The sequence below is a fragment of the Neisseria wadsworthii 9715 genome, from assembly GCF_000227765.1.
In the GTDB taxonomy this organism is placed as follows: Bacteria; Pseudomonadota; Gammaproteobacteria; order Burkholderiales; family Neisseriaceae; genus Neisseria; species Neisseria wadsworthii.
On the sequence record NZ_JH165159.1, the window covers coordinates 1,130,443 to 1,156,366 of the forward strand.

General features: G+C 46.0%; 27 protein-coding genes and 1 pseudogene. 12 read left to right on the plus strand and 16 right to left on the minus strand.

What is annotated here, in order from left to right:
• Window positions 1–21 precede the first annotated feature (21 nt).
• The 3 genes from murA to HMPREF9370_RS05160 all read right to left on the minus strand — a co-directional run bounded on the left by murA (window position 22) and on the right by HMPREF9370_RS05160 (window position 1,977).
• On the minus strand, window positions 22–1,272 hold the full coding sequence (murA, locus tag HMPREF9370_RS05150; RefSeq protein WP_009116306.1) for a UDP-N-acetylglucosamine 1-carboxyvinyltransferase: 1,251 nt from the start codon (window positions 1,270–1,272) through the stop codon (window positions 22–24).
• Between the two features lie 164 nt (window positions 1,273–1,436).
• Window positions 1,437–1,712 (minus strand): hypothetical protein, encoded by a 276-nt coding sequence (locus tag HMPREF9370_RS05155; protein ID WP_009116307.1) that lies wholly within the window; start codon window positions 1,710–1,712, stop codon window positions 1,437–1,439.
• A 16-nt stretch (window positions 1,713–1,728) separates the two neighbouring features.
• Window positions 1,729–1,977: a BolA family protein gene (locus HMPREF9370_RS05160; protein WP_009116308.1), complete on the minus strand. Its 249-nt coding sequence runs from the start codon at window positions 1,975–1,977 to the stop codon at window positions 1,729–1,731.
• Window positions 1,978–2,108: 131 nt separating this feature from the next.
• On the opposite strand from HMPREF9370_RS05160, the gene ftsE reads away from it, so the two are divergent.
• A complete protein-coding gene (ftsE, locus tag HMPREF9370_RS05165) occupies window positions 2,109–2,759 on the plus strand; it encodes a cell division ATP-binding protein FtsE (RefSeq protein WP_009116309.1) in 651 nt (216 codons plus the stop codon).
• Window positions 2,759–3,682, plus strand: coding sequence for a permease-like cell division protein FtsX (gene ftsX / locus HMPREF9370_RS05170; RefSeq protein ID WP_009116310.1), 924 nt, complete (start codon window positions 2,759–2,761; stop codon window positions 3,680–3,682). The genes ftsE and ftsX overlap by 1 nt, the downstream gene beginning before the upstream one ends.
• A gap of 83 nt (window positions 3,683–3,765) precedes the next feature.
• Here the strand turns inward: ftsX and trpD are convergent, their stop codons facing one another.
• The 11 genes and pseudogenes from trpD to HMPREF9370_RS05225 form a co-directional block, all read right to left on the minus strand.
• Window positions 3,766–4,809 carry an anthranilate phosphoribosyltransferase gene (gene trpD / locus HMPREF9370_RS05175; protein ID WP_009116311.1) on the minus strand — a complete coding sequence of 348 codons (1,044 nt, stop codon included), beginning with the start codon at window positions 4,807–4,809 and terminating at the stop codon, window positions 3,766–3,768.
• Window positions 4,810–4,837: 28 nt separating this feature from the next.
• Complete coding sequence (locus HMPREF9370_RS05180; protein ID WP_009116312.1) at window positions 4,838–5,434, minus strand: aminodeoxychorismate/anthranilate synthase component II; 597 nt, start codon at window positions 5,432–5,434, stop codon at window positions 4,838–4,840.
• Between the two features lie 53 nt (window positions 5,435–5,487).
• The gene (locus HMPREF9370_RS05185) at window positions 5,488–5,805 is read right to left on the minus strand and encodes a hypothetical protein (RefSeq protein ID WP_009116313.1); all 318 of its coding nucleotides are present in this window, start codon (window positions 5,803–5,805) and stop codon (window positions 5,488–5,490) included.
• A gap of 93 nt (window positions 5,806–5,898) precedes the next feature.
• The gene (locus tag HMPREF9370_RS05190) at window positions 5,899–6,660 is read right to left on the minus strand and encodes an endonuclease/exonuclease/phosphatase family protein (protein ID WP_009116314.1); all 762 of its coding nucleotides are present in this window, start codon (window positions 6,658–6,660) and stop codon (window positions 5,899–5,901) included.
• A 90-nt stretch (window positions 6,661–6,750) separates the two neighbouring features.
• On the minus strand, window positions 6,751–7,191 hold the full coding sequence (gene nudB, locus HMPREF9370_RS05195; RefSeq protein ID WP_009116315.1) for a dihydroneopterin triphosphate diphosphatase: 441 nt from the start codon (window positions 7,189–7,191) through the stop codon (window positions 6,751–6,753).
• Window positions 7,188–8,651 carry a mechanosensitive ion channel family protein gene (locus HMPREF9370_RS05200; protein ID WP_009116316.1) on the minus strand — a complete coding sequence of 488 codons (1,464 nt, stop codon included), beginning with the start codon at window positions 8,649–8,651 and terminating at the stop codon, window positions 7,188–7,190. Before HMPREF9370_RS05200 ends, nudB begins: the two co-directional genes overlap by 4 nt.
• Window positions 8,652–8,747: 96 nt before the next feature.
• Window positions 8,748–10,138: pseudogene (locus HMPREF9370_RS05205) on the minus strand (MFS transporter).
• Window positions 10,139–10,466: 328 nt separating this feature from the next.
• Complete coding sequence (locus tag HMPREF9370_RS05210) at window positions 10,467–11,228, minus strand: TatD family hydrolase (RefSeq protein ID WP_009116319.1); 762 nt, start codon at window positions 11,226–11,228, stop codon at window positions 10,467–10,469.
• Between the two features lie 69 nt (window positions 11,229–11,297).
• Window positions 11,298–12,599: an adenylosuccinate synthase gene (locus tag HMPREF9370_RS05215; RefSeq protein ID WP_009116320.1), complete on the minus strand. Its 1,302-nt coding sequence runs from the start codon at window positions 12,597–12,599 to the stop codon at window positions 11,298–11,300.
• Window positions 12,600–12,640: 41 nt separating this feature from the next.
• Window positions 12,641–13,780 carry an ATP phosphoribosyltransferase regulatory subunit gene (locus HMPREF9370_RS05220; protein ID WP_040667475.1) on the minus strand — a complete coding sequence of 380 codons (1,140 nt, stop codon included), beginning with the start codon at window positions 13,778–13,780 and terminating at the stop codon, window positions 12,641–12,643.
• A gap of 229 nt (window positions 13,781–14,009) precedes the next feature.
• Entirely contained in the window at window positions 14,010–15,182 is a 1,173-nt protein-coding gene (locus tag HMPREF9370_RS05225; RefSeq protein WP_009116322.1) for an alpha-hydroxy acid oxidase, read from the minus strand.
• 381 nt (window positions 15,183–15,563) lie between these two features.
• Between HMPREF9370_RS05225 and iscR the strand changes: the two genes are divergently transcribed.
• The 8 genes from iscR to HMPREF9370_RS05265 all read left to right on the plus strand — a co-directional run bounded on the left by iscR (window position 15,564) and on the right by HMPREF9370_RS05265 (window position 22,163).
• On the plus strand, window positions 15,564–16,016 hold the full coding sequence (gene iscR / locus HMPREF9370_RS05230; RefSeq protein WP_009116323.1) for a Fe-S cluster assembly transcriptional regulator IscR: 453 nt from the start codon (window positions 15,564–15,566) through the stop codon (window positions 16,014–16,016).
• A 74-nt stretch (window positions 16,017–16,090) separates the two neighbouring features.
• Window positions 16,091–17,305, plus strand: coding sequence for an IscS subfamily cysteine desulfurase (locus HMPREF9370_RS05235; protein WP_009116324.1), 1,215 nt, complete (start codon window positions 16,091–16,093; stop codon window positions 17,303–17,305).
• Window positions 17,306–17,362: 57 nt separating this feature from the next.
• A complete protein-coding gene (locus HMPREF9370_RS05240) occupies window positions 17,363–18,121 on the plus strand; it encodes a DUF695 domain-containing protein (protein WP_009116325.1) in 759 nt (252 codons plus the stop codon).
• Between the two features lie 52 nt (window positions 18,122–18,173).
• Window positions 18,174–18,557, plus strand: coding sequence for a Fe-S cluster assembly scaffold IscU (gene iscU, locus HMPREF9370_RS05245; protein ID WP_009116326.1), 384 nt, complete (start codon window positions 18,174–18,176; stop codon window positions 18,555–18,557).
• A 73-nt stretch (window positions 18,558–18,630) separates the two neighbouring features.
• The gene (locus tag HMPREF9370_RS05250) at window positions 18,631–18,879 is read left to right on the plus strand and encodes a hypothetical protein (RefSeq protein WP_009116327.1); all 249 of its coding nucleotides are present in this window, start codon (window positions 18,631–18,633) and stop codon (window positions 18,877–18,879) included.
• A gap of 111 nt (window positions 18,880–18,990) precedes the next feature.
• Window positions 18,991–19,311, plus strand: coding sequence for an iron-sulfur cluster assembly protein IscA (gene iscA / locus HMPREF9370_RS05255; protein WP_009116328.1), 321 nt, complete (start codon window positions 18,991–18,993; stop codon window positions 19,309–19,311).
• A gap of 392 nt (window positions 19,312–19,703) precedes the next feature.
• Window positions 19,704–20,165: a ProQ/FINO family protein gene (locus HMPREF9370_RS05260; protein WP_009116330.1), complete on the plus strand. Its 462-nt coding sequence runs from the start codon at window positions 19,704–19,706 to the stop codon at window positions 20,163–20,165.
• Between the two features lie 144 nt (window positions 20,166–20,309).
• Window positions 20,310–22,163 (plus strand): SurA N-terminal domain-containing protein, encoded by a 1,854-nt coding sequence (locus HMPREF9370_RS05265; protein WP_009116331.1) that lies wholly within the window; start codon window positions 20,310–20,312, stop codon window positions 22,161–22,163.
• Between the two features lie 111 nt (window positions 22,164–22,274).
• On the opposite strand, the gene HMPREF9370_RS05270 is transcribed toward HMPREF9370_RS05265, so the two are convergent.
• Window positions 22,275–23,012, minus strand: a complete 738-nt coding sequence (locus HMPREF9370_RS05270) for a toxin-antitoxin system YwqK family antitoxin (RefSeq protein WP_009116332.1) — start codon at window positions 23,010–23,012, stop codon at window positions 22,275–22,277.
• 6 nt (window positions 23,013–23,018) lie between these two features.
• Window positions 23,019–24,362, minus strand: coding sequence for an aldehyde dehydrogenase family protein (locus tag HMPREF9370_RS05275; protein ID WP_009116333.1), 1,344 nt, complete (start codon window positions 24,360–24,362; stop codon window positions 23,019–23,021).
• Between the two features lie 251 nt (window positions 24,363–24,613).
• On the opposite strand from HMPREF9370_RS05275, the gene HMPREF9370_RS05280 reads away from it, so the two are divergent.
• Together HMPREF9370_RS05280 and HMPREF9370_RS05285 are read left to right on the plus strand one after the other, a co-directional pair.
• Complete coding sequence (locus HMPREF9370_RS05280) at window positions 24,614–24,820, plus strand: (2Fe-2S)-binding protein (protein ID WP_009116334.1); 207 nt, start codon at window positions 24,614–24,616, stop codon at window positions 24,818–24,820.
• 144 nt (window positions 24,821–24,964) lie between these two features.
• Window positions 24,965–25,924 (plus strand): FKBP-type peptidyl-prolyl cis-trans isomerase, encoded by a 960-nt coding sequence (locus tag HMPREF9370_RS05285; RefSeq protein WP_009116335.1) that lies wholly within the window; start codon window positions 24,965–24,967, stop codon window positions 25,922–25,924.

The window sequence follows — 25,924 nt, forward strand, 5'->3', positions numbered from 1 at the left end:
TTACCGCCTAGCCGCAGCGCATCAACTGATGCGTTCGATTTTCGCGCCTACTTTGCCGAGTTTGGTTTCGATGTGTTCGTAACCGCGGTCGAGGTGGTAGATGCGTTCGACAATGGTTTCTCCGTCGGCCACCAAGCCAGCCATCACCAAGCTGGCGGAAGCGCGCAGGTCGGTGGCCATTACGGTGGCGCCGGACAATTTTTCCACGCCTTTCACAATCGCGGTGTTGCCTTCGGCAGTGATGTTCGCGCCCATACGGTTCAACTCGGGCACGTGCATAAAGCGGTTTTCAAAAATGGTTTCCACCACTTTGCCGGTGCCTTCGGCGATGGCATTCATCACCATAAACTGTGCCTGCATGTCGGTGGGGAAACCGGGGTGCGGCACGGTGCGGATATCCACGGCTTTGGGGCGTTGCTGCATATCGATGGAAATCCAGTTGTCGCCCGCTTCGATAATCGCGCCGGCTTCCACCAGTTTGTCCAGCACCACTTCCATGGTTTTCGGTGCAGCGTTGCGCAACACGACTTTGCCGCCTGTCATGGCGACAGCGCACAGGAAGGTGCCGGCTTCGATGCGATCGGGCACAACGCTGTGTTCGCAGCCGTGCAGCTCTTTTACACCTTCAATAGTCATAATGGATGTGCCGATACCGCTGATTTTCGCACCCATTTTGACTAAGCATTCGGCCAAATCCACCACTTCAGGCTCGATGGCACAGTTTTCCAAAATGGTGGTGCCTTCGGCCAAAGTGGCGGCCATCAGCAGGTTTTCGGTGCCGCCCACGGTAACCACATCCATCACCACGCGCGCGCCTTTCAAGCGGCCTTTGGCTTTCACGTAGCCGTGTTCGATGGTGATTTCCGCGCCCATTGTTTCCAAGCCTTTCAAGTGTTGGTCGACGGGGCGCGAACCGATGGCACAGCCGCCGGGCAAACTCACTTGTGCTTCGCCGAAGCGCGCCAGCGTGGGGCCGAGCACCAGAATCGAAGCACGCATGGTTTTTACCAATTCATACGGGGCAACGGTGTTATTGACCGTGCCGCCGTTGATTTCAAATTCGTGCACATTGTCGGTCAGCACGCGCGCGCCCATGCCTTGCAGCAGTTTTTGGGTGGTTTTCACGTCGCGCAGCATGGGCACGTTTTTCAAGCGCAAAGTGCCGGCGGTAAGCAGGCCGGCGCACATCAGCGGCAGGGCGGCGTTTTTGGCGCCGGATACGGTGATTTCGCCGTTTAATGGGCCGTTGGCGGAGATTTTGAGTTTATCCACAGTTTTGGTCTTTCGAAATAATAGGAGCGGCAGCGCATTTCGGCTGCTTGGGAATGAATGTTATGGCTTATGCGCCGAATTTGGAATTATAAAAGATAAAGGCGATTTTGGGATATGGGTTGGTAATGCCTGTCTGAATATTTTCAGACAGGCATGGGTTCGGATTAACGGGCTTTATTCAGAATATCCTGATAGGATTGCAGCCGTGCTTTCAAATCGTTGGCATCCACCCATTCACCTTGCTCTCGCTTGGCAAAAGAGCCGCTGCCCAAATCAGTGATGAGTGTTTCGAATGTGCCGTTTTCGTAAACGAGCATTTCCAGAAAAAAACGATGGTTGCTTTGTGACAGATAAATATGGTCGCTTTTTTCTTTAGACGGAATCTGGTTGATTTGCAAGTGAATGATGAAAGCTTGCAGGTAGGTTCGTTTATCCATCATCGCCGGAAACCTTTTATCAGTTGCCTTTGGCGGCCCATTCTTCAGGCGTGGCGGCAGTTTGAATGGAAAGGGCGTGTAATTCGTTGGAAGCGAGCTTTTCGGCCAGGCCGTCTTTAATCATGCGGTGGCGTGACAAGCGGGCTTTGCCTTGAAATTCGCTGGAAACGATGGTGGCAAAAAAATGATGGCCGTCGCCTTCCACTTCAATATGTTCGCATTTTGCGATATCTGCAATCATTTGCTTCACTTGATCGGGGGTTAACATTGTGTTTCCTTTTATCTTGGATTTGTTTCACATTATAAAACAGACGGGCGGTTTTCGTCGGCCTTATTGTATAATCGGTCAAATATTGGTTTAAATATTACATTGGCTTAAATAATTCACAGACAACCATCATGATACGATTCGAACAAGTCTCTAAAATCTATCCGGGCGGGTTTGCCGCAATTAAGAATCTGAGCTTTCAGATTAATAAAGGCGAAATGATTTTTTTGGCAGGCCACTCCGGTGCGGGTAAGTCAACCGTGCTCAAGCTGATTGCCGGAATCACCAAGCCCACCGAAGGCAAGGTTTGGATGAATAATCAGAATATCAGCGATCTTTCCGATAACCAACTTGGTTTTCTGCGCCAACATATCGGCATTGTTTTTCAAGACCATAAAATCCTTTATGACCGCAATGTGCTGCAAAATGTGATTTTGCCGCTGCGTATCACCGGCTATGACGTGAAAGCGGCGGAAGAGCGGGCGCTGATTGCGATTGAAAAAGTGGGGTTGGCGGGCAAAGAGAAGGCGGATCCGATTACCATGTCGGGCGGTGAGCAGCAAAGGCTGTGTATCGCCCGCGCGGTGGTTCACCAGCCCAGTTTGCTGATTGCCGATGAACCTTCGGCCAACTTAGACCGCGCTTATGCCTTGGATATTATGGAATTGTTTAAAACATTTCATGAAGCGGGCACCACGGTTATTGTGGCGGCGCACGATGAAAGCTTGATGGCGGATTACGGCCACCGGATTCTGCGTTTGCACCAAGGGAGGTTCGCATAATGAATCTGAAACATTATTTTTCGCTGCATACCGAATCGGCCAAGAGCGCAGCCGCTCAATTTATCCGCCAACCTTTCGGTATGTTTTTGATTCTTATCATGCTTTCAATTGCGATGACCTTGCCGTTGTCGCTTTATCTTGGTGTGCAGAGTGCGCAGGCGTTGATCGGTAAAATGAAAGAAGCGCCGCAAATTACGCTTTATATGGAGCTGAGCGCGGATACGGGCGACAATGAAGAGGTGCGCAAACTTTTGTCGCAAGACAAGCGGATTGAGAAATATGAATTTGTCGGTAAGCAACAGGGCTTGGATGAATTGCAGAAAAGCATGGGCGGGCAGGATTTGGTGTCGATGCTGGATGAAAATCCGCTGCCCGATGTGTTTATCGTAACCCCGCAAGGCCATCCTGCGCCGGAGCAGATGAAGGCGTTGCAAAATGATTTGAACCAATTTCCTATGGTGGAAAGTGCGCAGCTCGATGCGGAATGGATGCAAACGCTTTACCAAGTGAACGATTTTATCCGAAAAATATTTTATTTTCTTGCGGTTACTTTGAGCTTGGCTTTTGTGTTGGTGGCGCACAATACCATTCGTTTGCAGATTCTGAGCCGTAAAGAAGAGATTGAAATTACTAAACTTTTGGGTGCGCCTTCATCGTTTATCCGCCGTCCGTTCCTTTATCAGGCTGCGTGGCAAAGCCTTTTGGCGGCGGGCGTGAGTTTGGTGTTATGCGCTTGGCTGATGGCCTCGAGCCGGCCTCTAGTGAACCAGATATTCAAACCTTACGGTGTGAATATTGAATGGCGTTTTTTTACCTTCTCGGAAATTTTGCTGGTGTTGTTGGTGGTTACCGCGCTGGGGATGGGCGGCGCGTGGCTGGCAACACAGCAGCATTTATTGGGCTTTAAAGCTAAGAAGTCGTAAAAAACGATTGGTCATGAAGAATGCCTGTCTGAAGGTGTTTCAGACAGGCATTCTTTTGTGCCGGTATAGTTGGGAATGGTAGATTAAGCGTTTTGCTCTTGCGCCAGTTTTTGTGTGTAGGCAACCAGCTCTTGCTGCTTGGCTTTGGCGCGACCTGAATCGAGCGCTTCTTTGGCGGCTTCAAAACCTTCTGCCAAGGAGTCGGCCTTGCCGCCGGTGTAGATGGCAGCGGCGGAGTTGAGCAATACGATGTCGCGTGCGGCACCGGGTTGGCCGGCCAATACGGCGTTCATCATTTCGAGAGATTGTTGGCTGTTATCTACGCGGATTTCGTTGAGGTTTTCGCGCAGAGGAATGCCGAATTCTTCAGGTGAAATATCGTATTCGTTGATTTTGTTGTTTTTTAGTTCGGCAACACGGGTGGTCCCGGTCAGGGTGATTTCGTCCAGCCCGTCTTTCCCGCAAATAACCATCACGTGTTTGGAACCGAGTTGCTGCAAAACGCGGGAGAGGATACCGCATAAGTCGGTATGGAATACACCGAGCAGCTGATTGGGTGCGCCGGCAGGATTGGTAAGCGGGCCTAAAATATTGAACATGGTTCGGATGCCGAGCGAGCGGCGCACGGGAGCGACATAGCGCATGGCATTATGATGGTTCGGAGCAAACATAAAACCTATGCCGGTTTCGTCGATGCATCTCCCTACTTGCTCGGGTGAAAGGGCGAGCGATACGCCCATTTGCTCCATCACATCAGCCGCGCCGCTGGAAGAAGATACCGAGCGGTTGCCGTGTTTGGCGATGTGTGCGCCTGCTGCTGCGGCAACGAATGTGGTGGTGCTGGAAATGTTGAATGTTTTGGCGCCGTCTCCGCCAGTGCCGACGATATCAACCAGATTTTCATGGTTGATTACGGGTACGGGCGTGGCAAACTCGCGCATCACGGTAGCTGCTGCGCTGATTTCAGATACGGTTTCCACTTTTACCCTTAAGCCGACCAGAATGGCGGCGATTTGTTCGGAGGGAACTTGACCGCTCATAATCTGACGCATCAGGTCAGTCATTTCATCATAAAAAAGTTCATTGTTATCAATGAGGCGGGCAATTGCTTGTTGGGGGGTGATCATAATTCTTTTTACGATTGCGGATTGTAGGTTATTCGGTTTTCAGACAGGCATTGAAGGTTTTGAATGCTTCTAAAAAGTTGTTTAGCATATCATGGCCGTGTTCGGTAAGCAGCCCTTCAGGGTGAAACTGCACGCCTTCGATGGGCAGGGTTTTATGGCGCACTCCCATAATTTCGCCGTCATCCGTCCAGGCTGTGATTTCAAGGCAGTCGGGAAGGGTGGTGCGGTCGATAACCAGGCTGTGGTAGCGCGTGCAGGTTACGGGATTGGGCAGGTTGCGGAACATGCCTTGTCCGAGATGTTTTACGGGTGAAACTTTGCCGTGCATCAGGGTTTTCGCACGAACAATATTCCCGCCGAAAGCTTCACCTATGGTTTGATGCCCGAGACAGATGCCCATAATGGGGAGTTTGCCGGCGAAGTGTTGCATGGCGGCAACGGAGATGCCGGCTTCTTTGGGCGAACAAGGGCCAGGGCCGATAATGAGGTATTGAGGGGAAAGTTTTTCTATTTCTTCCAAGCTGATAGCATCGTTGCGGCGCACGAGCACTTTCTGCCCCAATTCGCCGAAATATTGCACTATGTTGTAGGTGAAGCTATCGTAATTATCAATCATTAAAAGCATTTTTGTCTTTCTGTATGCCTGTCTGAAAAAAGCCCGTACTTTTTGTACGGAGCTTATTTTACAGAGTTGATGTTTTCAGGCTTGTTAATGAAGTTCCACAGCTCTTCATCGTTTTTAAAGATATTTTTTCGGATAACATAGGTAAGGTTGCGGGGCACGAGGTTGTCGGCAGGACGGCGAACAACCCTCATGCCACATTGGTGGGCGGCAATTTCCAGAATTTTGGCGGAAAAGCGGGGCTGATGCAGACGCGGAATAATCAGGGGGTGGCGCTGAATGTAGGCATTCAGGTCGCGGCTGCTGTCATCATAGGAATGGCCTTTTTTATCGATAAATACGATGATGAAAGGCATCTTTCTCAGGTAATCCATAGCTGTACGGTATATTTGATTACTTGTTTTTACACTATACCGTGAATTGTACCGCCTGAAAAGCTTTCTTCTCCTAAGGGGAACGAAAGCCGGTTAAAAGGACGTGGGCGCCAGTGTGGCACTTAGTGGAAGATGGTCGGAAAGGTTTTGCCAGGGGGTGCCGTTGTGTAATTGGGCGTCGAGAATATCCAGATTGCGCGTATAGATTCGGTCGAGACTTAAAAAAGGCATACGTGCGGGAAAGGTTTTGGGCCGGGAGCCGAAATAGTCGATAAACACTTCTTTCAAGCCCAGCGTGCGGCCTATGTTCATGCAGGATTTGTGGCGCCAATCGTTGAAGTCGCCGGCGAGAATAAGCGGGCTTTGCGGTGCAACGTAGGTGGTAACGTATTCGAAGATGGCGGTGTATTGCTTGACTCGGTCAACTTCCAGCAGATTGAGGTGGGCACACAGGCATACGATGGGGAAAGGCCAGCCTTCGGGATGGATTTCGCAATGCAACACACCGCGCCGCTCGAGCTTGTTGACGGTGATGTTCAGATTGTGTTGGGTGTGGATGGGCAAGTGGCTCAAAATGGCATTGCCGTGGTGTTTTTCTTTATATATGGCGTTTTTGCCGTAGCTTGAGTAATAATCCAGACGGTCGCTCAAAATATCGTAATGGGGGGCTTTAGGGAAAGCGGGCAGCTTGAGCTGGCGGCGCAGGTTTTCACCTTGTACTTCTTGTAAAAATAAGATATCGGAACGTAGGCTTTGGATGGCTTCTGCCATACTGTCGACTTGCACAAAGCGGTTGAGTGGCGACATGCCTTTGTGCATATTATAGGTGGTAATAATAATGGGATTGACAGACATGGTTGTGGTGTTTTCCGTATTGTTTGTTGAAGTTATACAATTAATATATGCCTGTCTGAAAGGATATTCAATCTTTTCAGACAGGCATTTTCAATGTTTAGCCAAATTTAAAATAGCGCTGCGGTTTGACGGTGAGAATACCTTTTCGGCTGCTTCTTTTGCGGGTAGCCATCGGTAGGAAACGTGTTCCGCCAAAGTAATCTTGCTTGCTTTGGAAATGACGGCGGAAAAGATGTGTTCGGTATTGTGTGTGACACCTTCCGGGTAGCGCCAGCGCCAATGCGGGTAGATTTCATATACCGTGCTTTCTTGCCAATCATTTAAATCTTCGGCATTCAGCCAGATGCCGGTTTCTTCCCAGACTTCGCGGAAGGCGGTTTCAGACAGGCTTTCGCCGGTTTCGACACTGCCGGTTACAGACTGCCAGAACCCTGCGTTGTCAGCGCGTTCCAGCAATAAAACCTGCCCCGCGCCGTCGTGGAGCACGACCAGCACGGAGATGGGCTGTTTTAAGGGTTTGGCTTGATTCATTCGTCGCTGTCCGGGTCGATGGATTCGGTATCGCCGCGGGCTTTAAGGCCTGCCCGCAACATGGCCATATCGCTGGGTTCGGCGGTTTCGTTGAGGATGCGCACTTCGCGTTGAGGGAACGGAAATTCGATATTCTCTTCATTAAAGCGTTTCCAAATATCCAGCAGGATGGCGGAAAACAGGCCGAGAAAGCCGTTTTCCGGGTCTTTTACCCAGAAGGTAACGCGTAAATCGATGCCGTTGTCGGCGAAACCGATCAAAAATGCGTTCGGTTCGGGAGAGGTTTCAACACGCTCTTGCGCAGCCGCTGCCGCCTGCATGATTTCCATCGCGCGGACAATATCAGAGCTGTAAGAAACTTGAACATCCAAGCCTTGAGACAAGGATTTGCCGGTATAGGATTCGTTAACCACCATCGAGGTAATAAACGTTTCGTTCGGAACCAATGCTTCGGAACCGGTGGCGCTGCGCAATACTACGAAGCGGGAAGTAATTTTGGTAACGTAGCCTGTGAAGTTGTCAACGGTAAGCCGGTCGCCGGGACGGATGGAACGGTCGCCGAGAATGATGAAGCCGGAAATATAGTTGCTGGCGATTTTCTGTAAGGCAAAACCGATACCCACACCCAATGCGCCGCCGAATACAGACAATACGGTAAGGTTGATGCCGACCAAAGGCAGCGCAATCAACACGGATAAGATAACCAAAACGGTTTTGACAATATTGGAAAGCATAATCCGCAAGTTGATGTCGAGATGGTTGCTGCTCATCAATTTGCCTTGAATCACTTTTGATAACCATAAGGCCAACATCATAATTACGCCTACCCACAGCAAGCCGGTGAGTATGGTGTATAGGCTTAATGTGCCGGAACCTACCGAGAAGGTTAGGTTTTTCATCCAATTGATGATGATGTCGTCAATGCCGGAAACCCAGAGCAGGAAGTAGCCCCAAAGTGTGCTGGCAATGGTGTTTTCCAGCCAATTGCTGAATTTGTTGGCCGGCATGGCGGCATGAACGATAGCCAAGGCGGCGCGGATTAGAATCATCCATTGCGCGGCCAAGAGCAGCAGCCTCAGCCAAAGGGGGCGCAAGCCGATGGCGTTCCAGACAATCAGTGCGATAAAGGTCAGCACCAATATCAATACGGGCCAAAGAATCCGTTGCCCCAAGTGGCGCAGAAAGGCGAAGCGGGCAGAATAATCAATCGGTTTTTTGCGTATCCACACAGAAGACAGCCAGTAGGCCAGGCCCATAATGACGGCGGCCACGGCAATATCGAGCCAGCCGGAAAAGTGGCTGAAGCTGGTTTGTAAAAACTGCGAGGCAAATTCGTCTCGTGCGAAGAGGGAAAGAATGAAGCTTTTGAATCCTTCGCCGGTATTTTTAAGCAGAGCCGTACCGGTTTGGTCGGCAATTTGCGGAATAAGATGTGTGAAGTCTGAAAATAAGGGGAACATAGTTTATAGATTTAATTAGGATAAATGGTGTTGCATTATAAAGAACTTGAGCCGACTTGGAAAACGGCAGATTAGGATGCCTGTCTGAAAAATGCTTCAGCGTTCGGTTAAATTCGCCCCATCATATTTATGGAGGAGGGCGAATACTTGAGAGGAAGAAAAAGTGATGATGCCGATAACCCAGAAAGTATAACGAAAGGCGTTATGCAGGTTGCCCCCGCTGATTTCGGGAATGCTGAACCGGTTGAGCAATAAGGCGCCTAAGCGATACCGAGGCTGATTGAAAGCTGCTGGTTTACCGTCATCAGGCTGTTGCCGCTGCTGGCCTGACCCGGGCGTAGGTCGGCAATAGTCAGAGTGTTCATGGCAGAATATTGTAGTGAGTTGCACATGCCTAAAAGGAATAATAATGGTATGAGCAACCATAGAGGAGTTGTTGCCGTTGGAAGGGAAAGCATGATGATAATGATGCCGATAAGCCGAGTGTTCCAAATCAGCACATTACGGTAGCTTGCGCGGCTGATAAGGGACTTGATCAGCGGTTTGGTCATTAATGCGGCAAGGGCAATTGGTGCCAGAATCCAGCCGGATTCGCTGGGACTGCGGCTGAAGGCCAATTGCAAGAAAAGCGGCAGCAGAAAAGGCACGGCAGCCATGCCCAGCCGGCTGGCAAGGTTGCCCGCAATGCCCAAACGGAATGTTCTCACTTGCATTAAATTGAGCGGATAAAGTGCCTGTTTATCCTGCTTGGCATGTTGCAGATAAAGCCAGAAAGCAGCCATGCCGAACAATCCTAATGAGATGGAAAACCAATGTGGGCCGGGGTGCGTTAAGGTTTCTATGGCTAAGCTTAGCGAAACGGCTCTTGAGGCAAACAGAAAAAAGCAGGACACATCAAAACGAGCAACGGCGGTTTCAGGTGCATGAAAATCCGGCATGATTTTCAATGTGAACCAGATGCCGATAATGCCGATAGGCACATTAATTAAAAAAATCCAATGCCAACTTGCATATTCAACCAAGTAACCTCCCACTAAAGGCCCCAGTACCGGCCCTAAGAGGGCGGGCATCACCACGAAATTCATCACATACAAAAGCTGCGATTTATCATAAGCCCGCATCAAAACCAAGCGCGGCACCGGCATCAGCATCGAGCCGCCCATGCCCTTAACCACGCGCGCGACTACCAAAGTAACCAGATTAGGTGCTGCCGCGGCCATGATAGAGCCTGATACAAACAATCCCATAGAAACGGCGAACACTTTCCGAGTGCCATAGCGGTCGCACAAATAGCCGCTAAGCGGCATAAGCAAAGCCAAGGTTAAAGCGTATGAAATAACCGCCGACTGCATGTTTAGTGGTGATGCTTGTAAATCTTCCGCCATTTTCGGCAATGCGGTATTGAGAATAGTGGCGTCAAGCATTTGCATAAATATCGACAGCGCAAGCAGCAGGGGCAGATATTTGTGCGGTTTGACCGGAGGCATAGCGATATAGAGCGGAAAAAAATAATAATGTAATGATGAATGGGATTATGCCTTGAGGCAAGAGATGCTTTAACTTCGCCGAGTTTATTTTTATGGCTGTGAAATAAAGGATTAAAGAGATAACAGGGTTAAGCTAGAGTGTGAAAGTAAAGGGTTATGGTTATGGAAATGCCTGTCTGAAAAAGTGGTTTTCAGACAGGCATCAATAACTTTATTTGTTATTGTATTTAACTGATTTTGTTGATGATTTGGTAGTTTTCAAAATCGTTCTCTAGCAGATTTTGAGTGCGGTTGATGCCTGTCTGAAAGCTTAGTGCGATAGAAACCGTTACCGGCAGAAACTCAGTATGGCATCTACGTTTTTTTCGGTTTGCTCTGATAGGGTTTGTAGCGGAATATTTCGTAGTTCGGCCACAATTTCAGCAATGCGTCGCACATTGGCGGGAACATTGGTTTTATTTCTCAGCATAAAGGGGCTGTCGGTTTCCAAAACAATGCTTTCCAAAGGCAACCCTGAAGCTGCTTTGCGGACTTTTTTTGCCATCGGATTCAGCAATAAAGAACCGATGCCTATTTTAAAACCAAGCTTGATGAATTCGTTTGCCTCTTCAAGGCTGCCTGAAAAGGCATGGGCGAAACCGCCTTGTGAGAAGCCGGTTTCTTTAATCATGCGGATAAGATCATTACCCGAGTGCACATTGTGCAGAATAACGGGGCGGCTGTGGTACATGGCAAGCTTGAGCTGCTGTTTGAACACATTTTTTTGTTGATTGAGAGATTCAGGCGCTTGTTTTTTATTGGCATAATCCAAGCCAATTTCACCAATCAGCGCGTGCGGATGAAATTGCAAAAGTTTATCGAGTTTGCCTAAAGAAACCTGATCGGCTTCTTTTGCAAACCATGGATGAATGCCGAAAGCGCAATGAACAGAGTGCGCTCGTAATTGCGCTACTCTGTTCCAATCATTAACGGATGCGGAAGGAACAATGAAACGCCAGACACCAACATTGCCTGCTTGTTGTAGAACCGGCTGAAGCTGATCGTATAGCTGGGTATCAGCAAGATGTGTGTGGGTGTCGGTAAACTTCATAGTAAAAACATTGGGATATATTGAATAAGGCGGCTATAAGAGCCGCCTTAAAGTGTATGAAAAACTGCATCAGTTGGCAAACGGATGTTGCAACAAGATGGTTTCGTCGCGATCCGGGCCGGTAGAGATAATAGCAATCGGTGCGCCGCATACTTCTTCGATGCGCTTCAGATATTTTTTCGCATTTTCAGGCAGCTTGTCATATTCTTTTACACCGAAAGTCGTTTCACTCCAGCCGGGTAAAGTTTCATAAATCGGTTCGCAACCTGCAACTGCATCTGCACCGAAAGGCAGAATATCGGTTGTGCTGCCATCGGGCAACGTGTAGCCTACACAGAGCTTGATTTCTTGAATGCCATCCATGACATCCAGCTTGGTAATACACATGCCGGTGATACCGTTAATTTGGATAGAACGTTTCAGAGCTGCGGCATCAAACCAGCCGCAACGGCGAGCCCGGCCGGTTACTGAACCAAACTCATGGCCGCGCTCCGCCAAACCTTTACCCACCTCATCAAATAACTCGGTAGGAAACGGGCCGGAACCTACACGGGTAGTGTAGGCTTTAACGATGCCCAAAACATAATCCAGCATATGCGGAGGTACGCCTGCTCCCGGTGCTGCGGCACCTGCCGAGCAGTTGGATGAAGTTACAAACGGATAAGTGCCGTAATCAATGTCGAGCAAAGTACCTTGCGCGCCTTCAAACAGCAGGCATTCGCCTTTTTGTCCTTTTTCATGCAGGGTGCGCGATACATCGGAAATCATGGGCAGAATACGGTCTTTGAAACCTTTGATGGTTTCCATGATTTTTTCATAGCTTACCGGTTCTGCATTGTGTAGATATTTCAGTTGAACATTATATAGCTCAACGTTGGTTTTGATTTTTTCGGCAACTTTTTCAATATCGAATAAGTCGCCGGCACGAATCGAACGGCGGGCTACTTTGTCTTCATAGGCAGGCCCTATACCGCGTCCGGTTGTGCCGATTTTTCCTGCGCCTCGTGAGGCTTCGCGTGCTTGGTCCAATGCGATGTGATAAGGCAGAATCAATGGGCAGGTCGGTGCGATTTTTAAGCGGCCTTCCACATTTTTTACACCCGCTGCATTCAGTTCGTCAATTTCGGCCAAAAGCGCTTCTGGGCTTACTACGACACCGGAACCGATAAAGCAATCAAGATTTTCATGCAGAATGCCGCTTGGAATCAGGCGTAAGATCGTTTTTTTGCCGCCTACAACTAAAGTGTGGCCTGCGTTATGGCCGCCTTGGAAGCGCACTACGCCGGTGGCTTGCTCAGCCAACCAGTCTACTATCTTACCTTTACCTTCATCACCCCATTGGGAGCCGATCACTACTACATTTTTAGCCATGTTAAATAACCTGTGTGAATAATATGAATAAATTGTTGGAATTACTGAACTTCCCAGTTGCCGTTTTTTAATATTAATCGGCGGGAAGCAATGCTATCGTTAGATTCAACGCCATAATCAATGATAACGCGCTCGCCGTTTGCACGTAGATGATTAACCGCATCGCGTGCTGTTTCTAGGTCTTGATAAGCAACACTGATAGGAGGGTTACGTTGCTCGGTAAAGCTACCGGTGAACCGACGTAAGTCGAAGCTGAAGCCGGTAGCCGGCCGGTTACGGCCAAAATGCTTGCCTAATCCGTCATATCGACCGCCGCGGGCAATTGCGTCATGACTGTGTTGGCCATAGGCAGCGTAGAGCAGGCCGGTGTGGTAATTATCGACACGCAATTCAGAGAGGTCTATATGCATCGGTTGATCAGAAAATGCGTTGCACACCGTTTCAAGCTGGTCTAATGCGTTGTTGACATTGAATAAGTCAGGCAAGCGTTGGCGGGCCTCTGCGATTACTTCGCGACCACCGTATAAAGACGGGAGCAGGGTGAATGCTTTGGCCCACATGCCGTCAAGTTTCCATTCGCCAACTAATTTTTTGATCACATCGGTGTCTTTATTCTGCATTAAAGCCAATAATTGTTGAGATTGGCCCTCACTCAGTTCGGCAGCGCTGGCAAGCGAACGGAAAACGCCGATATGGCCGAGAGAAAGTAATACATTGTTAATATTGCCTATTTGCAGGCTCTTGAGCATTAATTCGATGATCTCGATGTCAGCTTCCACCCCTTCGTAACCATACAGCTCTGCACCTGTCTGAAAAGGCTCGCGCGTTGTCAGAAAGCCTTCGGGTTTTGCATGTAGTACGGAACCGGAATAACATAAACGGTTGATTCCGTTGTTAGCCGATAAAAGGTGGGCATCGATACGGGCGACTTGGGGTGTGATGTCGGCACGAATGCCTAATTGGCGGCCGCTTATTTGATCCACTACGCGTATGGTTTTGAGTGAGAGGCCGGCATCAATATGGGTAAGCAGCGAAGCACTGTATTCCATAAGGGGCGGGTGCACAAGTTCGTATCCGTAAGAACGGAAGAGAGCCAATAATCTTTCTTTCGCGCTTTCAAGATGCCGTGCGCGGTCAGGCAGAATGTCGGCAATATGTTCGGGAAGTTGCCAAGACTGCATACTAAGAATATCTTTCTCAAAGCACAATAAAAAAAGCGGCATCGACCGCTTGTGCCCAATGAAGTTATTAAAACCAAACTTTAACACAAAAAAGATTTTTTTTGCAGCCACGATTCGAGTTATGGCTAATCTGTGCCCTATTTTTCTTGTAAAAATGGTTGCAAATAAATTATGCCTGTCTGAAATGGTTTCAGACAGGCATTGTGCTTCTTCGTAACTTAATATCAAATTACTTGATAGGGGTTGGGTATGTGCCCGGAACCAGAATCTGTTCGTCTACATCGTGGATGTCGCGATGGCCGGTAAATGCCATAGAAATATCCATTTCTTTATAGAGAATCTCCAGCGCACGGGTTACGCCTTCTTCGCCATAAGCGCCCAAACCGTAGAGGAAGGCACGGCCAATCATGGTGCCGCGGGCACCCAAAGCCCATGCTTTTAGAATATCTTGACCGCTGCGGATACCGCTATCCAACCAAACCTCAATGTCGCTGCCCACGGTGCTGACAATATCCGGTAAAGCTTTAATACTTGAAATGGTGTCATCGAGCTGGCGGCCACCGTGGTTGGAAACAACAAGGGCATCTGCACCACTCTTAACAGCAAGTTCAGCATCTTCAGGCATCATAATGCCTTTGATAATCAATTTGCCGCCCCACAAATCTTTGATGCGTGCTACATCATCCCAGCTCAAACGCGGGTCGAATTGCTCGGAAGTCCAAGATGATAAAGATGATAAATCGCCTACGTTTTTGGCATGACCTACGATATTGCGGAATGTGCGGCGCTCAGTGTTGAGCATTTTCATACACCATTCGGGTTTGGTGGCAAGGTTAATCAGGTTAGCCAATGTTGGTTTGGGAGGTGCGGAAAGGCCGTTTTTAATATCTTTGTGGCGTTGGCCTAAAACCTGCAAGTCGGCAGTTAAGATAAGCGCAGAACATTTTGCCGCCTGGGCGCGCTTAATCAGATTTTCCATAAACTCACGATCGCGCATCACGTAAAGCTGAAACCAGAAAGGTGCGCTGGTGTTTTCTGCAACATCTTCAATCGAACAGATGGACATGGTAGATAATGAAAATGGAATGCCAAATTTTTCTGCTGCGCGCGCTGCCAGAATCTCACCGTCGGCATGCTGCATGCCGGTAAAGCCGGTAGGGGCGATGGCAACAGGCATTTTTACGTCTTGGCCAATCATCTTGGTGGCCAAACTGCGGCCTTCCATATTCACTAAAACACGTTGATTGAATTTAATGTCTTTAAAGTCAGTTGTATTCTCACGATAAGTCGCTTCAGTCCACGAACCAGAATCAGCGTAATCGTAAAACATTTTCGGCACTTTACGTTGAGCTACCCTGCGCAAGTCTTCAATGCAGGTCATTTTGCTTAAATCTCGTTTCATTTTTATTACCTATAAGGATGTTATAAGTGGGTATTTACAAATAGCACTGTTTAACAGGGTTTGTTTGCTATTAATGCTTATACTCAGGTATTTGTGCAAATAAAATTCGCCTCATTCTATACTAAGAAAAAAAATATTCCAATTTTTTTTGCCTGAATGGTGTGAGTGGGTATTTTAATTAATCAAATGATTTCAAACCATATAATTGGCGGTGTGCAGTAGTTTGAAAATTAGTAAGTAAATTTAAGAGCATTTTATCTCAATACTTGACTAAAACACTCGGATATTGGACAATTTCTTCTCCCTGAAAATTTTAGAGTCGGACTAAATCTTAACGAAATGCTTTAAATTTCGTTTAATACATTATAGAGTAAAGAATTTATGCGACTGACTACGAAAGGCAGGTTTGCCGTAACTGCCATGCTGGATTTGGCTATGCATGCCAATCATGGGGCAGTAAAGCTTAATGCTATCAGCGAAAGGCAGAATATATCTTTATCGTACCTCGAACAGCTATTTAGCAAATTAAGGCGGGCGCACTTGGTAGAAAGCGTGAGAGGACCGGGGGGAGGATATATTTTGTCTGCAGGTGCGGATAAAATTAATATCGCTCAGATTATTTCGGCAGCTGAAGATAGCTTGGATGCCACACAATGCAATGGAAAAGCAAATTGTCATAAAGGCGCCCCTTGTCTTACTCATTATTTATGGGAAACATTAAATCAAAAAATTGATGAATATTTGTGTAATGTGACATTGCAGAATGTTTTAGATCAATACGCTGCTGAAAATACCTGGAATATACAAACAATCAGTTTTCCGCAGATGCGCTAATCTGAATCAACTAAATTCTTCTGAAGAAAAATCAAATATATATAAAATTAGATCATTAGGAAAGAACAAATACCATGGCCATTAAAACACCGATTTATCTCGACTATGCAGCTACTACTCCTGTTGACCCGCGCGTGGCCGAAAAGATGATTCCTTATTTAACCGAAATATACGGAAATCCTGCTTCAAATAGCCACGGTTTCGGATGGGTTGCAGAAGAAGCTGTTGAAAATGCACGTGCAGAAATTGCGAAACTTATTAATGCAGATGCTAAGGAAATCGTTTTTACCAGCGGTGCCACTGAGTCTAATAATCTTGCGATTAAAGGGGCGGCCAACTTCTATAAGACCAAAGGCAAACATCTAATTACAGTAAAAACCGAGCATAAAGCTGTTTTGGATACCATGCGTGAGTTGGAGCGCCAGGGTTTTGAAGTTACTTATCTTGGCGTGAAAGAAAATGGTTTGCTTGATTTGGAAGAGCTGAAAGGAGCTATCCGACCGGATACCATTTTGATTTCGGTTATGTGGGTAAATAATGAAATTGGCGTAATTCAAGATATTCCGGCTATCGGTGAAATCTGCCGCGAAAATAAGATTATTTTTCATGTTGATGCGGCACAGGCCGCAGGTAAAACACCTGTTGATGTGGAAGCGGCTAAAGTTGATTTGTTAAGCCTTTCTGCTCATAAAATTTATGGGCCTAAAGGGATTGGTGCGCTTTATGTACGCCGAAAACCACGAGTGCGCCTAGAGGCGCAAATTCATGGTGGCGGACATGAGAGAGGTTTCCGCTCCGGAACTTTGCCGACACATCAAATTGTCGGTATGGGGGAAGCTTTCCGTTTGGCTCGAGAAGAATTGGAGCAGGATTATGCTCATGCTTTGAAATTGCGCGACCTTTTCTTAAAAGGCATTGAAGGTATCGAAGAAGTATACATCAATGGCGATTTAGAACATAGGGTGCCAACAAATCTGAATGTAAGCTTTAACTTTGTTGAAGGTGAGAGTCTGATTATGGCTGTGAAAGAGTTGGCTGTATCCAGCGGTTCGGCTTGTACTTCAGCCAGTTTAGAGCCGTCTTATGTACTACGTGCATTAGGTCGCAATGATGAATTGGCACATAGCTCGCTGCGTATAACCTTTGGCCGTATGACCACAGAAGAAGAGGTAGCTTTTGCAGCAGAACTGATTAAATCGAAAATTGATAAATTAAGAGAGTTGTCTCCCTTGTGGGAAATGTTTAAAGAAGGTGTTGATTTAAGCACGGTAGAATGGGCTGAACACTAAACTCTGTAATAGTTTATAATAAAAAAATTACAACATGGAGAAACGGAAAGATGGGTCATGGTTGATTTAGCCAAATGTCATTGCTATGCCGCAAGTTTTCCTGATGGAAGCCCTTGCATTATTAGAGTTCGTACCGACTTAGCTGAAAAGGCGCCGTTAGCCGACAAACCTATATTATGCAACATTGCCTTGGGATATAAAGGTGAAGCAAACGGCTTGCCGACAGAGCAAGAAGTGGTGCGTTTGCAAGCTTTTATAGAAGGTATTATAGAACATGCCGAAGCGAAACAAAGCGGCATTTGGGTGGGTTCAATTACTTCACACGGGCAGCGTATCGTCTTTTTCTATTCAGATGATGCGGATCTGTTCCACAAAACCAATGCTGTATATTTAAACAGCCTGTCTGAAATCCCGTTTGTTCTGGGAGGAAATGCAGAAGACGATCCTGATTGGCAGCTCTACCGAAATACCTTGTTACCGAGCAGGGAAGCGCAGGCTTATGAGCGTAATGCTCCTATGATTGAAGCTTTGCAAAATTATGGGGATAATCTTTCCCAATTGAGGCCAATTCACCACTATGCTTATTTCGATACCTTGGCAGATGCAGAGGCATTTGCGTGTGCTGCGGAAAGTTTAGGTAAATACCTAAATGATATTAATCGCTCAAGGGATAATGCAGAAGTGTATAGAGTAACGCTGACCCATGTTGATTACATTGATGCAGAGAAAATGGCGAAGATAGCTGCTAATTTAGAAGCACTCGCTGAACAATACAACGGAGAATATGATGATTGGGAAGCTTTATTGGTGAAATAAGGTAACCCCACCATCTCAATAAACATACTATATATCATGAAGGAAAAAAACCATGGCATACAGCAATAAAGTAATTGATCATTATGAGAATCCGCGTAATGTCGGTTCGTTTGATAAGAACGATGAATCAGTCGGTACAGGTATGGTCGGAGCCCCTGCTTGTGGTGACGTGATGAAATTACAAATTAAGGTAAATGATGAAGGTGTAATTGAAGATGCCAAATTCAAAACGTATGGCTGCGGTTCGGCTATTGCATCTTCGTCTTTGATTACAGAGTGGGTAAAGGGCAAAAGTCTGGATGAGGCTTTGGCTATTAAAAACAGTGAAATTGCCGAAGAATTAGAGTTGCCTCCGGTAAAGGTGCACTGTTCTATTTTGGCGGAAGATGCGATTAAAGCAGCTATTTCTGATTATAAAAAGAAAAAAGGCGTTTAAGTTTTTCAGACAGGCATTATTTAATTTGTAACGTATCAAACGAATGTCAAACGAATGTTTAGTGAGGTATGTGATGGCCTTTACTGAAACACAAATCCAATCATTATTGGCGCAGAAAGGTATAGGCACAACAGTATTGAAACGCTTGCAGCAAATGGGCTTGGATGACGTTACGCAGCTGGCTGCCGCCAATGTGGAAGATATTTTGCGACAAGGTGCTGTGTTAACCGGTTCTGCTTGTTGGAAAAATAGCCCTCAGGCTAAAAGTGCTATTCGAGCAGCGGTAGAATGGGCGAAGCAACAGTCCGAAACTGCTGGATAAACATAAACACAATGCAGGCTTTCTAAGTAACTAAATTAATTCTTATGGTTTTTTTACTTTGCAAGCAACTCTGAAATGCCAGATTGATTATGATTAAATGAGGATCAAATTATGATTACCCTTACTGAAAAAGCGGCCAACCATATCCAAAGCTTTCTTACTAAGCGCGGAAAAGGCGAGGGTATCCGCTTGGGAGTAAAAACCAGTGGTTGTTCGGGTATGGCTTATACTTTAGAGTTTGTTGATGAGATTCAACCAGAAGATTTGATATTCGAGGGGTTCGGTGTAAAAGTGTTTGTCGATCCGAAAAGCCATGTTTACCTCGATGGTACTGAGTTGGATTACGCAAAGGAAGGCTTACAGGAAGGTTTCAAATTTAAGAATCCGAATGTGAAAGATGAATGTGGTTGCGGTGAGAGCTTTCACGTTTAACTAAGCCGGTTCATTTTTTGCGAATGCCTGTCTGAAAATTAAAAGGTATGTTGCCTAATTTTTCAGACAGGCATTACTTGTTTCTTAATAGACGTACTAAATAAGGTGGATTGGATTGGCGAAAATTTTGCTTTTCAGCTACAATGCCGCCAGATTTTATGACAAAAAAACTAAATCATTATTTGGTTTGAATTTCAAAAGAATAAGATTTGGTTTTGTCACTATTAGAGATAATTTCCGATACATTGCTTCTCTTTGAAATTTGAAGATTAATGCATTGTTGGAATGGATAAAAAACATTCTAACTAATCAACGCTTGGACTTTATCAACAAAAAACAGCAGATTTAAGGAATCTATAAAAATATTTGTTACCCTAAAATAGGAAACGAAAATGACCCAAGAAACCGCTTTGGGCGCAGCATTGAAAACCGCTGTGCAAACCATGAGCAAGAAGAAACAAACTGATATGATTGCCGATCATATCTACGGTAAATATGATGTCTTTAAACGGTTTAAACCGTTAGCTGTTGGTATTGATCAGGATTTGATTACTGCCATGCCACAATATGACCCGGCTTTAATTGCACGGGTTTTGGCAAATCATTGCCGCCGTCCCCGTTATCTGAAAGCTTTGGCTAAAGGTGGTAAACGCTTTGATTTGAATAACCGCTTTAAAGGTGAAGTTACGCCGGAAGAGCAGCAAATTGCTGCGCAAAACCCTGCCGTAAAAGAATCTCTTGAACGTTTGGCGGTAAAAAAAGCTGAAGCAGCGGCAAAAGCAGCAGTTAAAGAAACGGAATTGCAAGAGCAAGATGCGGCTACGCAAAGCGATACGTTTGAGGCCTCAGAATAAATCAATTATTATCTGGATGACTGACGATTGATCTCTGCAATGTCTATGTTTTATTAACAAATAAGATGTTCATTCAATTCGGGCGTTTGTGCGTAAAAAACTAAAATACGTTACAATGCCCTTTTTTATATTCTAATTATTAGTATGTTCTATACCATAGAAAAATACAGTGGCTTAGCCAAGGTTATTATTGGCTTGATTGCTTTAACATTTGTCGGTTTTGGTGTGAATAGTGTGGCATTTGGTGAGTCTGATTACATCACGAAAGTCGGCGACCAGAAAATCAGCCGGGAGCAAATCGATCAAGCTTTGAGAAATCTACAAAATAGTGGAAATGCGGGCGTGGCTCCCGCCAGTATTTATCAAAGCTTGTTGCAACACGCTTACTTGATAGAAGGTGCACGTTTAATGGGTATCGGTGTTTCTATGGAAACGCTTAAAAAGAATATCGCTCATGCACCGATATTTCAGGAAAACGGGCAATTCAGCCAAGTCAAGTTTAATGAATATCTTAAACAAATCGGTATTTCAGAAGATCAGTTGGTTGAGCAAGAACGTGATGCTTTGGCTTTAGAAACTTTGGAAAATCTGTCGAGAGATGGTGCGATTGTCAGCGACGCCCAAGCCAAGCAGATTGTCAGTATCTTAAATGCAGCGCGTATTGTGCGGATGACCACAATCAATCCAGAAGCTTTTTTGGCAAAAGTAAGCTTGGATGATGCGACACTGAAAAGTTACTACGAAGCTAATAAAAAAAATTATATCTTGCCGCAGGCTGTGAAGTTTCAATATATCGCATTGGCGCCGGAAGATTTGATCGGCAAACAAACGGTTAGTGAAGCAGAACTAAAAGAAGCATATGAAAAGTCTGCCAATGATGGAAAACCACGTCGCTCTGTGCAGCATATCCTTATTCCCTTGGGTAATTCAGACGAAGAAAAAGAAGCCAACAAAAAGCTGGCTGAGAAAGTTGCCGCAGAAGCGAAAGCCAGACCTGAATCATTTGGAGAACTAGCCAAACAATACTCTTCAGATGCTGCAACTGTTGGAAACGGGGGGAACTTGGGTTTTATTCAGAAAGGCGGTCAGTTGCCTAAGGCTTTTGAAGATGCAGTATTTGCGATGGAGCAGGGCAAAGTGAGCGGGCCGGTTCAAGTTGACTATGGCTATCATATTATCAAGCTGAATGAAATCCGCGATAAGCCGAATTTCGAACAAGATCGTGCTTTATTGGCGGAAGAAATCAAGCTGAAAAAAGCCCAGCAAGCCATGATTAAAGCGCGTGAAGAGTTGGAAACCGCAGCATTCGACAATCCTACTGATTTGGCTAAAGTTGCCGAAAAAATGGGAGTTAAACTCAATACGATTGGCCAATGGGTAACCAAAGCTGAAGCGGAACGTGAAACAGAAAAGATGGGTTCGCCTGAAATGGCCAAAACGCTATTTAGTGAAGAATCTTTGAAGAGTAAGCACAATTCCGAACCAATCACTGTGGGCAATGGTGTGATTACAGTGGTGCGCGTAACAGATGTTCGCCAGGAAACAACGGAATCGTTTGAAGCTGCAAAAGAAAAAGTGAAATCAGCTTATCTGGCTTCTCAAGCACGCAAATTGGCGCTCGATCAAGCCAAACAAACTTTGGCAGATTTGAAAACCGGAGAGAAGGTTGATGTACAGTGGTCTCCTGTACAAAAACTGACTCGGGCCGAAGCAGGCCGTGTGTTAGGTCCGGAAGAGGTGAATGCGCTTTTGAAAGCTAAGCCCCAAAAAGACAAACCGGTTTATGTATTGGCCGAGAATCTACCTCAGCCGGTATTGATTGAAGTACAAGGCATTGAAGAGCCTGAGAATATTGAGGCTCAAATGCCGCAAGCACGTGCCGCTTTAGTACAGAGTATGAATATCAATATTTATGATGCTTTTTTGCGTTACTTGCAACGTGAAATCAAACAGAAAAACGGGTCGCAGAAATTAAGCTCTGAGAGCGAAACTTCTTAAAACAGGCGTATGATGGAACTGTAACAATGCCTGTCTGAAAACTTGTTTCAGACAGGCATTATTTTATTGTGATGAAAGTCTGTTCAACGTAAGCATATTCTGGGGGAAAGCTTACTCCAAGACATTTCCATTTTCATCCCATACGGTTCGGTTTATTAACACATCATCCTGATATGCAGATTCGGATTTTTTTTCGCCGTTGGGGTACCAATCCAAAACGATCCCGCTGCGTTTGCCGTTGGCAATGCTTAATTCGGAGGTTAAGCGGCCATCTTCATCCCAAGTGACTAAAGTGGTTACTTCGTCATTGTGGATGATGCTTTCGCTTTTAGGATTCCCGCTTGGATACCATTGCTTATGCAACCCGTTGGCTTTGTCATTTCGAAAACGGATTTCGCTTTCTTTACGGCCATTACGGAAAAAACGCTCGCCCAAGCCTTCTGTTTTACCATTTACATAAGGCATAACGGCAGATTTTTTACCATTGGGATACCAATGAATCCAATTGCCGTGCGGTTTTCCTTGACGGTAAGAGCCTGCCATTTTTTTTGTTCCGTTAAAATGCCAAAGCGTTAGCGTACCGTTTTGCAGATTGGGTACGAATTTTTTAATTTCCGATACTGGAATTTCATACGGATCAGAATATTTTTTCATCGATGGGTAATAGAAATCGCGCACTTTTGCGGTGGCTCCGTCAACTTCATATTGACGTTCGTAAGCTGCGTTTACGGTTTCTGTGATATATTGTCCGCGCTCAGTAAAATATGCTTTTTGCAAGTCAGACGCATGCAACATTAGCGGAAGTGATGCTAATGCAGCCAAATAAGTCTGTTTCCATTGTGTATTCATTATTTTTTATTTCTGCCAATAAGTTTTTATGTTTACGAATTCATATAAACCGAATTCGGATAATTCTCTTCCGAAACCCGATGCTTTCACGCCGCCAAAGGGCAGACGCAGATCGCTGCTGGTATGTCGGTTAATGTACACGGCGCCGGTTTGTAGCTTCTGCGCATATTGCCATGCGGTTTCTTCATCTTGGGTATAAATACTGGCGCCCAAGCCAAAAGGATTGTCATTGGCCAGATCAACAGCATCTTCCGCATCGCGAGCGAGCAATAAAACGGCGACGGGGCCGAATACTTCTTCATGATATACGCGGCAATCAGGGGTTACGTCAGCCAAAACCGTTGCCGGGTAAAACCAGCCCGTGCCTTCGGGGAGAAAGCCGCCGTACAAAACTTTTGCACCGTTATTCACTGCATCAAGCACCTGCCCGTGAACTTGTGCGCGTAAATCTTCCCTGTGCAATGGTGCCAGAGTTGTTTCGGAAAGCATGGGATTATCCATTTTCAGATAGGCAGTTTCTTTTAAAAACAATTGGATAAACTCATCTGCTACAGCTTCGGTGACAATAATTCGTTTTGCGGCATTGCATGATTGGCCGGCATCACGAAAGCGCGAATAGCAGGCATCTTTGGCGGCTTGTTCTAAATCGGCATCCGGCAACACAATAAAAGCATTACTTCCGCCCAGTTCCAACACGGTTTTTTTCAAATGTCTGCCTGCATATCCGGCCAAAATACGGCCGGTTTCGACCGAACCTGTAAAAGCCAGTGCGTCTGTATCCGCAATGGCTTTTTCCAAATCTTCATGCGCAAGCCATGCCGGGATAAAAGGCAAATCATCGCCGACTAAATCAAACAAAGCCGCAGTTACTCGGGCTACACTTGGTGCAGGTTTGACCACGCAGCCATTTCCTGCACATAAAGCAGACACGGCAAAGCGCAAAATTTGCCATACCGGGTAATTCCACGGCATTACAGCCAATACTATTCCCAAGGGCTCAAACCGAACTTGACTCAAACTGGCTTGGGTTGCAATGGTTTTGTATGCGAGTAATTCGGGAGAAAGATGGCTGTAATAATGAATCAGCTCAACCGATTTATCCAGTTCTGCTTCACATTCTCTTAAGCAGCGTCCAACTTCTTCGCACACCATGCGGGCAAGTTCGGCTCGTTTTACTTTTAATCTGCTGCCGAATTCCGAAAGCAAAGCAGCCCGCTTGGTTACGGGAAGGGCAGCAAATATTTGCTGCCGAGCTTTCAAGTTTGCCAGATTTTGCGCGAAAGCGGCGTAAGAATCGGCAGCGCGTTCAAACAACACTTCTTGCGTAATAACATGCTCGCTGCGAAACACAGATTCTCCGGTATTTTATTTAATATCTAGGATATTGAATCATATCCTATTTACACTCTTTTTACATTGCTTTTTCTTTAGTTAGCGCGTTTTCAGACAGGCATTGTTATTTTTTGTTTAAAACTATCGGCATAATTTACAATCCCAATACTTGCAATAAAAACTGTTTGCATTTATATTTACGAACAAGATTAAATCTCATTTACGATTACAAGCAATAACACTGCAAAACATCACGTGGAGGAGCCATTATGTTTGTATGTATCTGCAATGCCATTACCGATCACCAAATTAAAGAAACCGTTGCTGCCGGTGCGATGACCTTGAGTGATTTACAGGCTCAGTTGGGTGTGGCTACCTGTTGTGGTTGTTGCAGTGACTTGGCTTCTTCTTTCCTTTCGGCTACCGGCTCACAAAGCCAGAATGCCGTTACTGCTGGTATTAAAGTATCTGTTTAGGATATTCTGGATTTTAACAATGCCTGTCTGAAACCGTTTTCAGACAGGCATTTTCACGTTCTTTAACGATATAACGAAACTTAAACTAATTCTCTTATAGAATGCCAGCCTATTATTTCCCTAGTCTCAAATCGAAAGCAGAATATGAAACAAACTCTTAAATTCAGCGCTTTGGCGATGGCAGCTGCACTATCCCTCGCTGCATGCAAGCAAAGCAGTACCGCCGAACAAGCGGCTTCCGGCTCATCAGCTCCGGCTGCTGCATCAGGTGCCGGTGCGGCCAATATGGCGCCCACCACCGTAGGTTACGCATTGGGCTTGCAATTGACTGATTTCGTGACCTCCGCCTATAAGCAGCGCGGTGTGAAATTCGATAATGCCTATCTGTTGGAAAATGTGAAAGCCGTTGCACAGGGTAAAGAACCTTTGTTTAGTAAAGAAACCTTTGCCAAGCTTTCAGCAGAAGTGCCTGCAATCATGCAGCAGGCATCTTCAGGAACGGAGCCTAAATTTAGTGCAGAACAGCTGAAAAATCTCAGCGGCTTGCTTGGCGCTCAAATCGGCAGCGGTTTTTTAAATGCCAAAGAAGCCGGTGTTGATGTGGATCTCGATAGCTTCACTATAGCAATTTCCGATACATTGGAAAGCAAAAAAACGCAGATGTCGCTGGAGCAGGCAGGCCAAACCCTGCAAGCGGTTGAAGACAATTTCTCGAAAAAAGAGCTGGAAAAAGGCCAAGCTTTCTTAAAAGAGAATTCAACCAAAGAGGGTGTGAAAACCACAGCCAGTGGCCTGCAATACAAAATCACCAAAGAAGGTAGTGGCAAACAGCCTAAGGCAACAGATGAAGTGAGCGTTGTATATGTCGGTAAGCTGGTTGACGGCACGGAATTCGACAATAGCAAAGGCCAAGCCGTTACTTTTCCTCTTAACGGCGTGATTAAAGGCTGGACAGAGGGGCTGCAATTGTTGAAAGAAGGTAGCGAAGCAACTTTTTACATTCCTGCAGAATTGGCTTATGGCAAAAATCCACCGCCCCAAAGCAATATCATGCCGAACTCCGTTTTGGTATTTGATGTGAAACTGGAAAAAGTGGGTAAATAA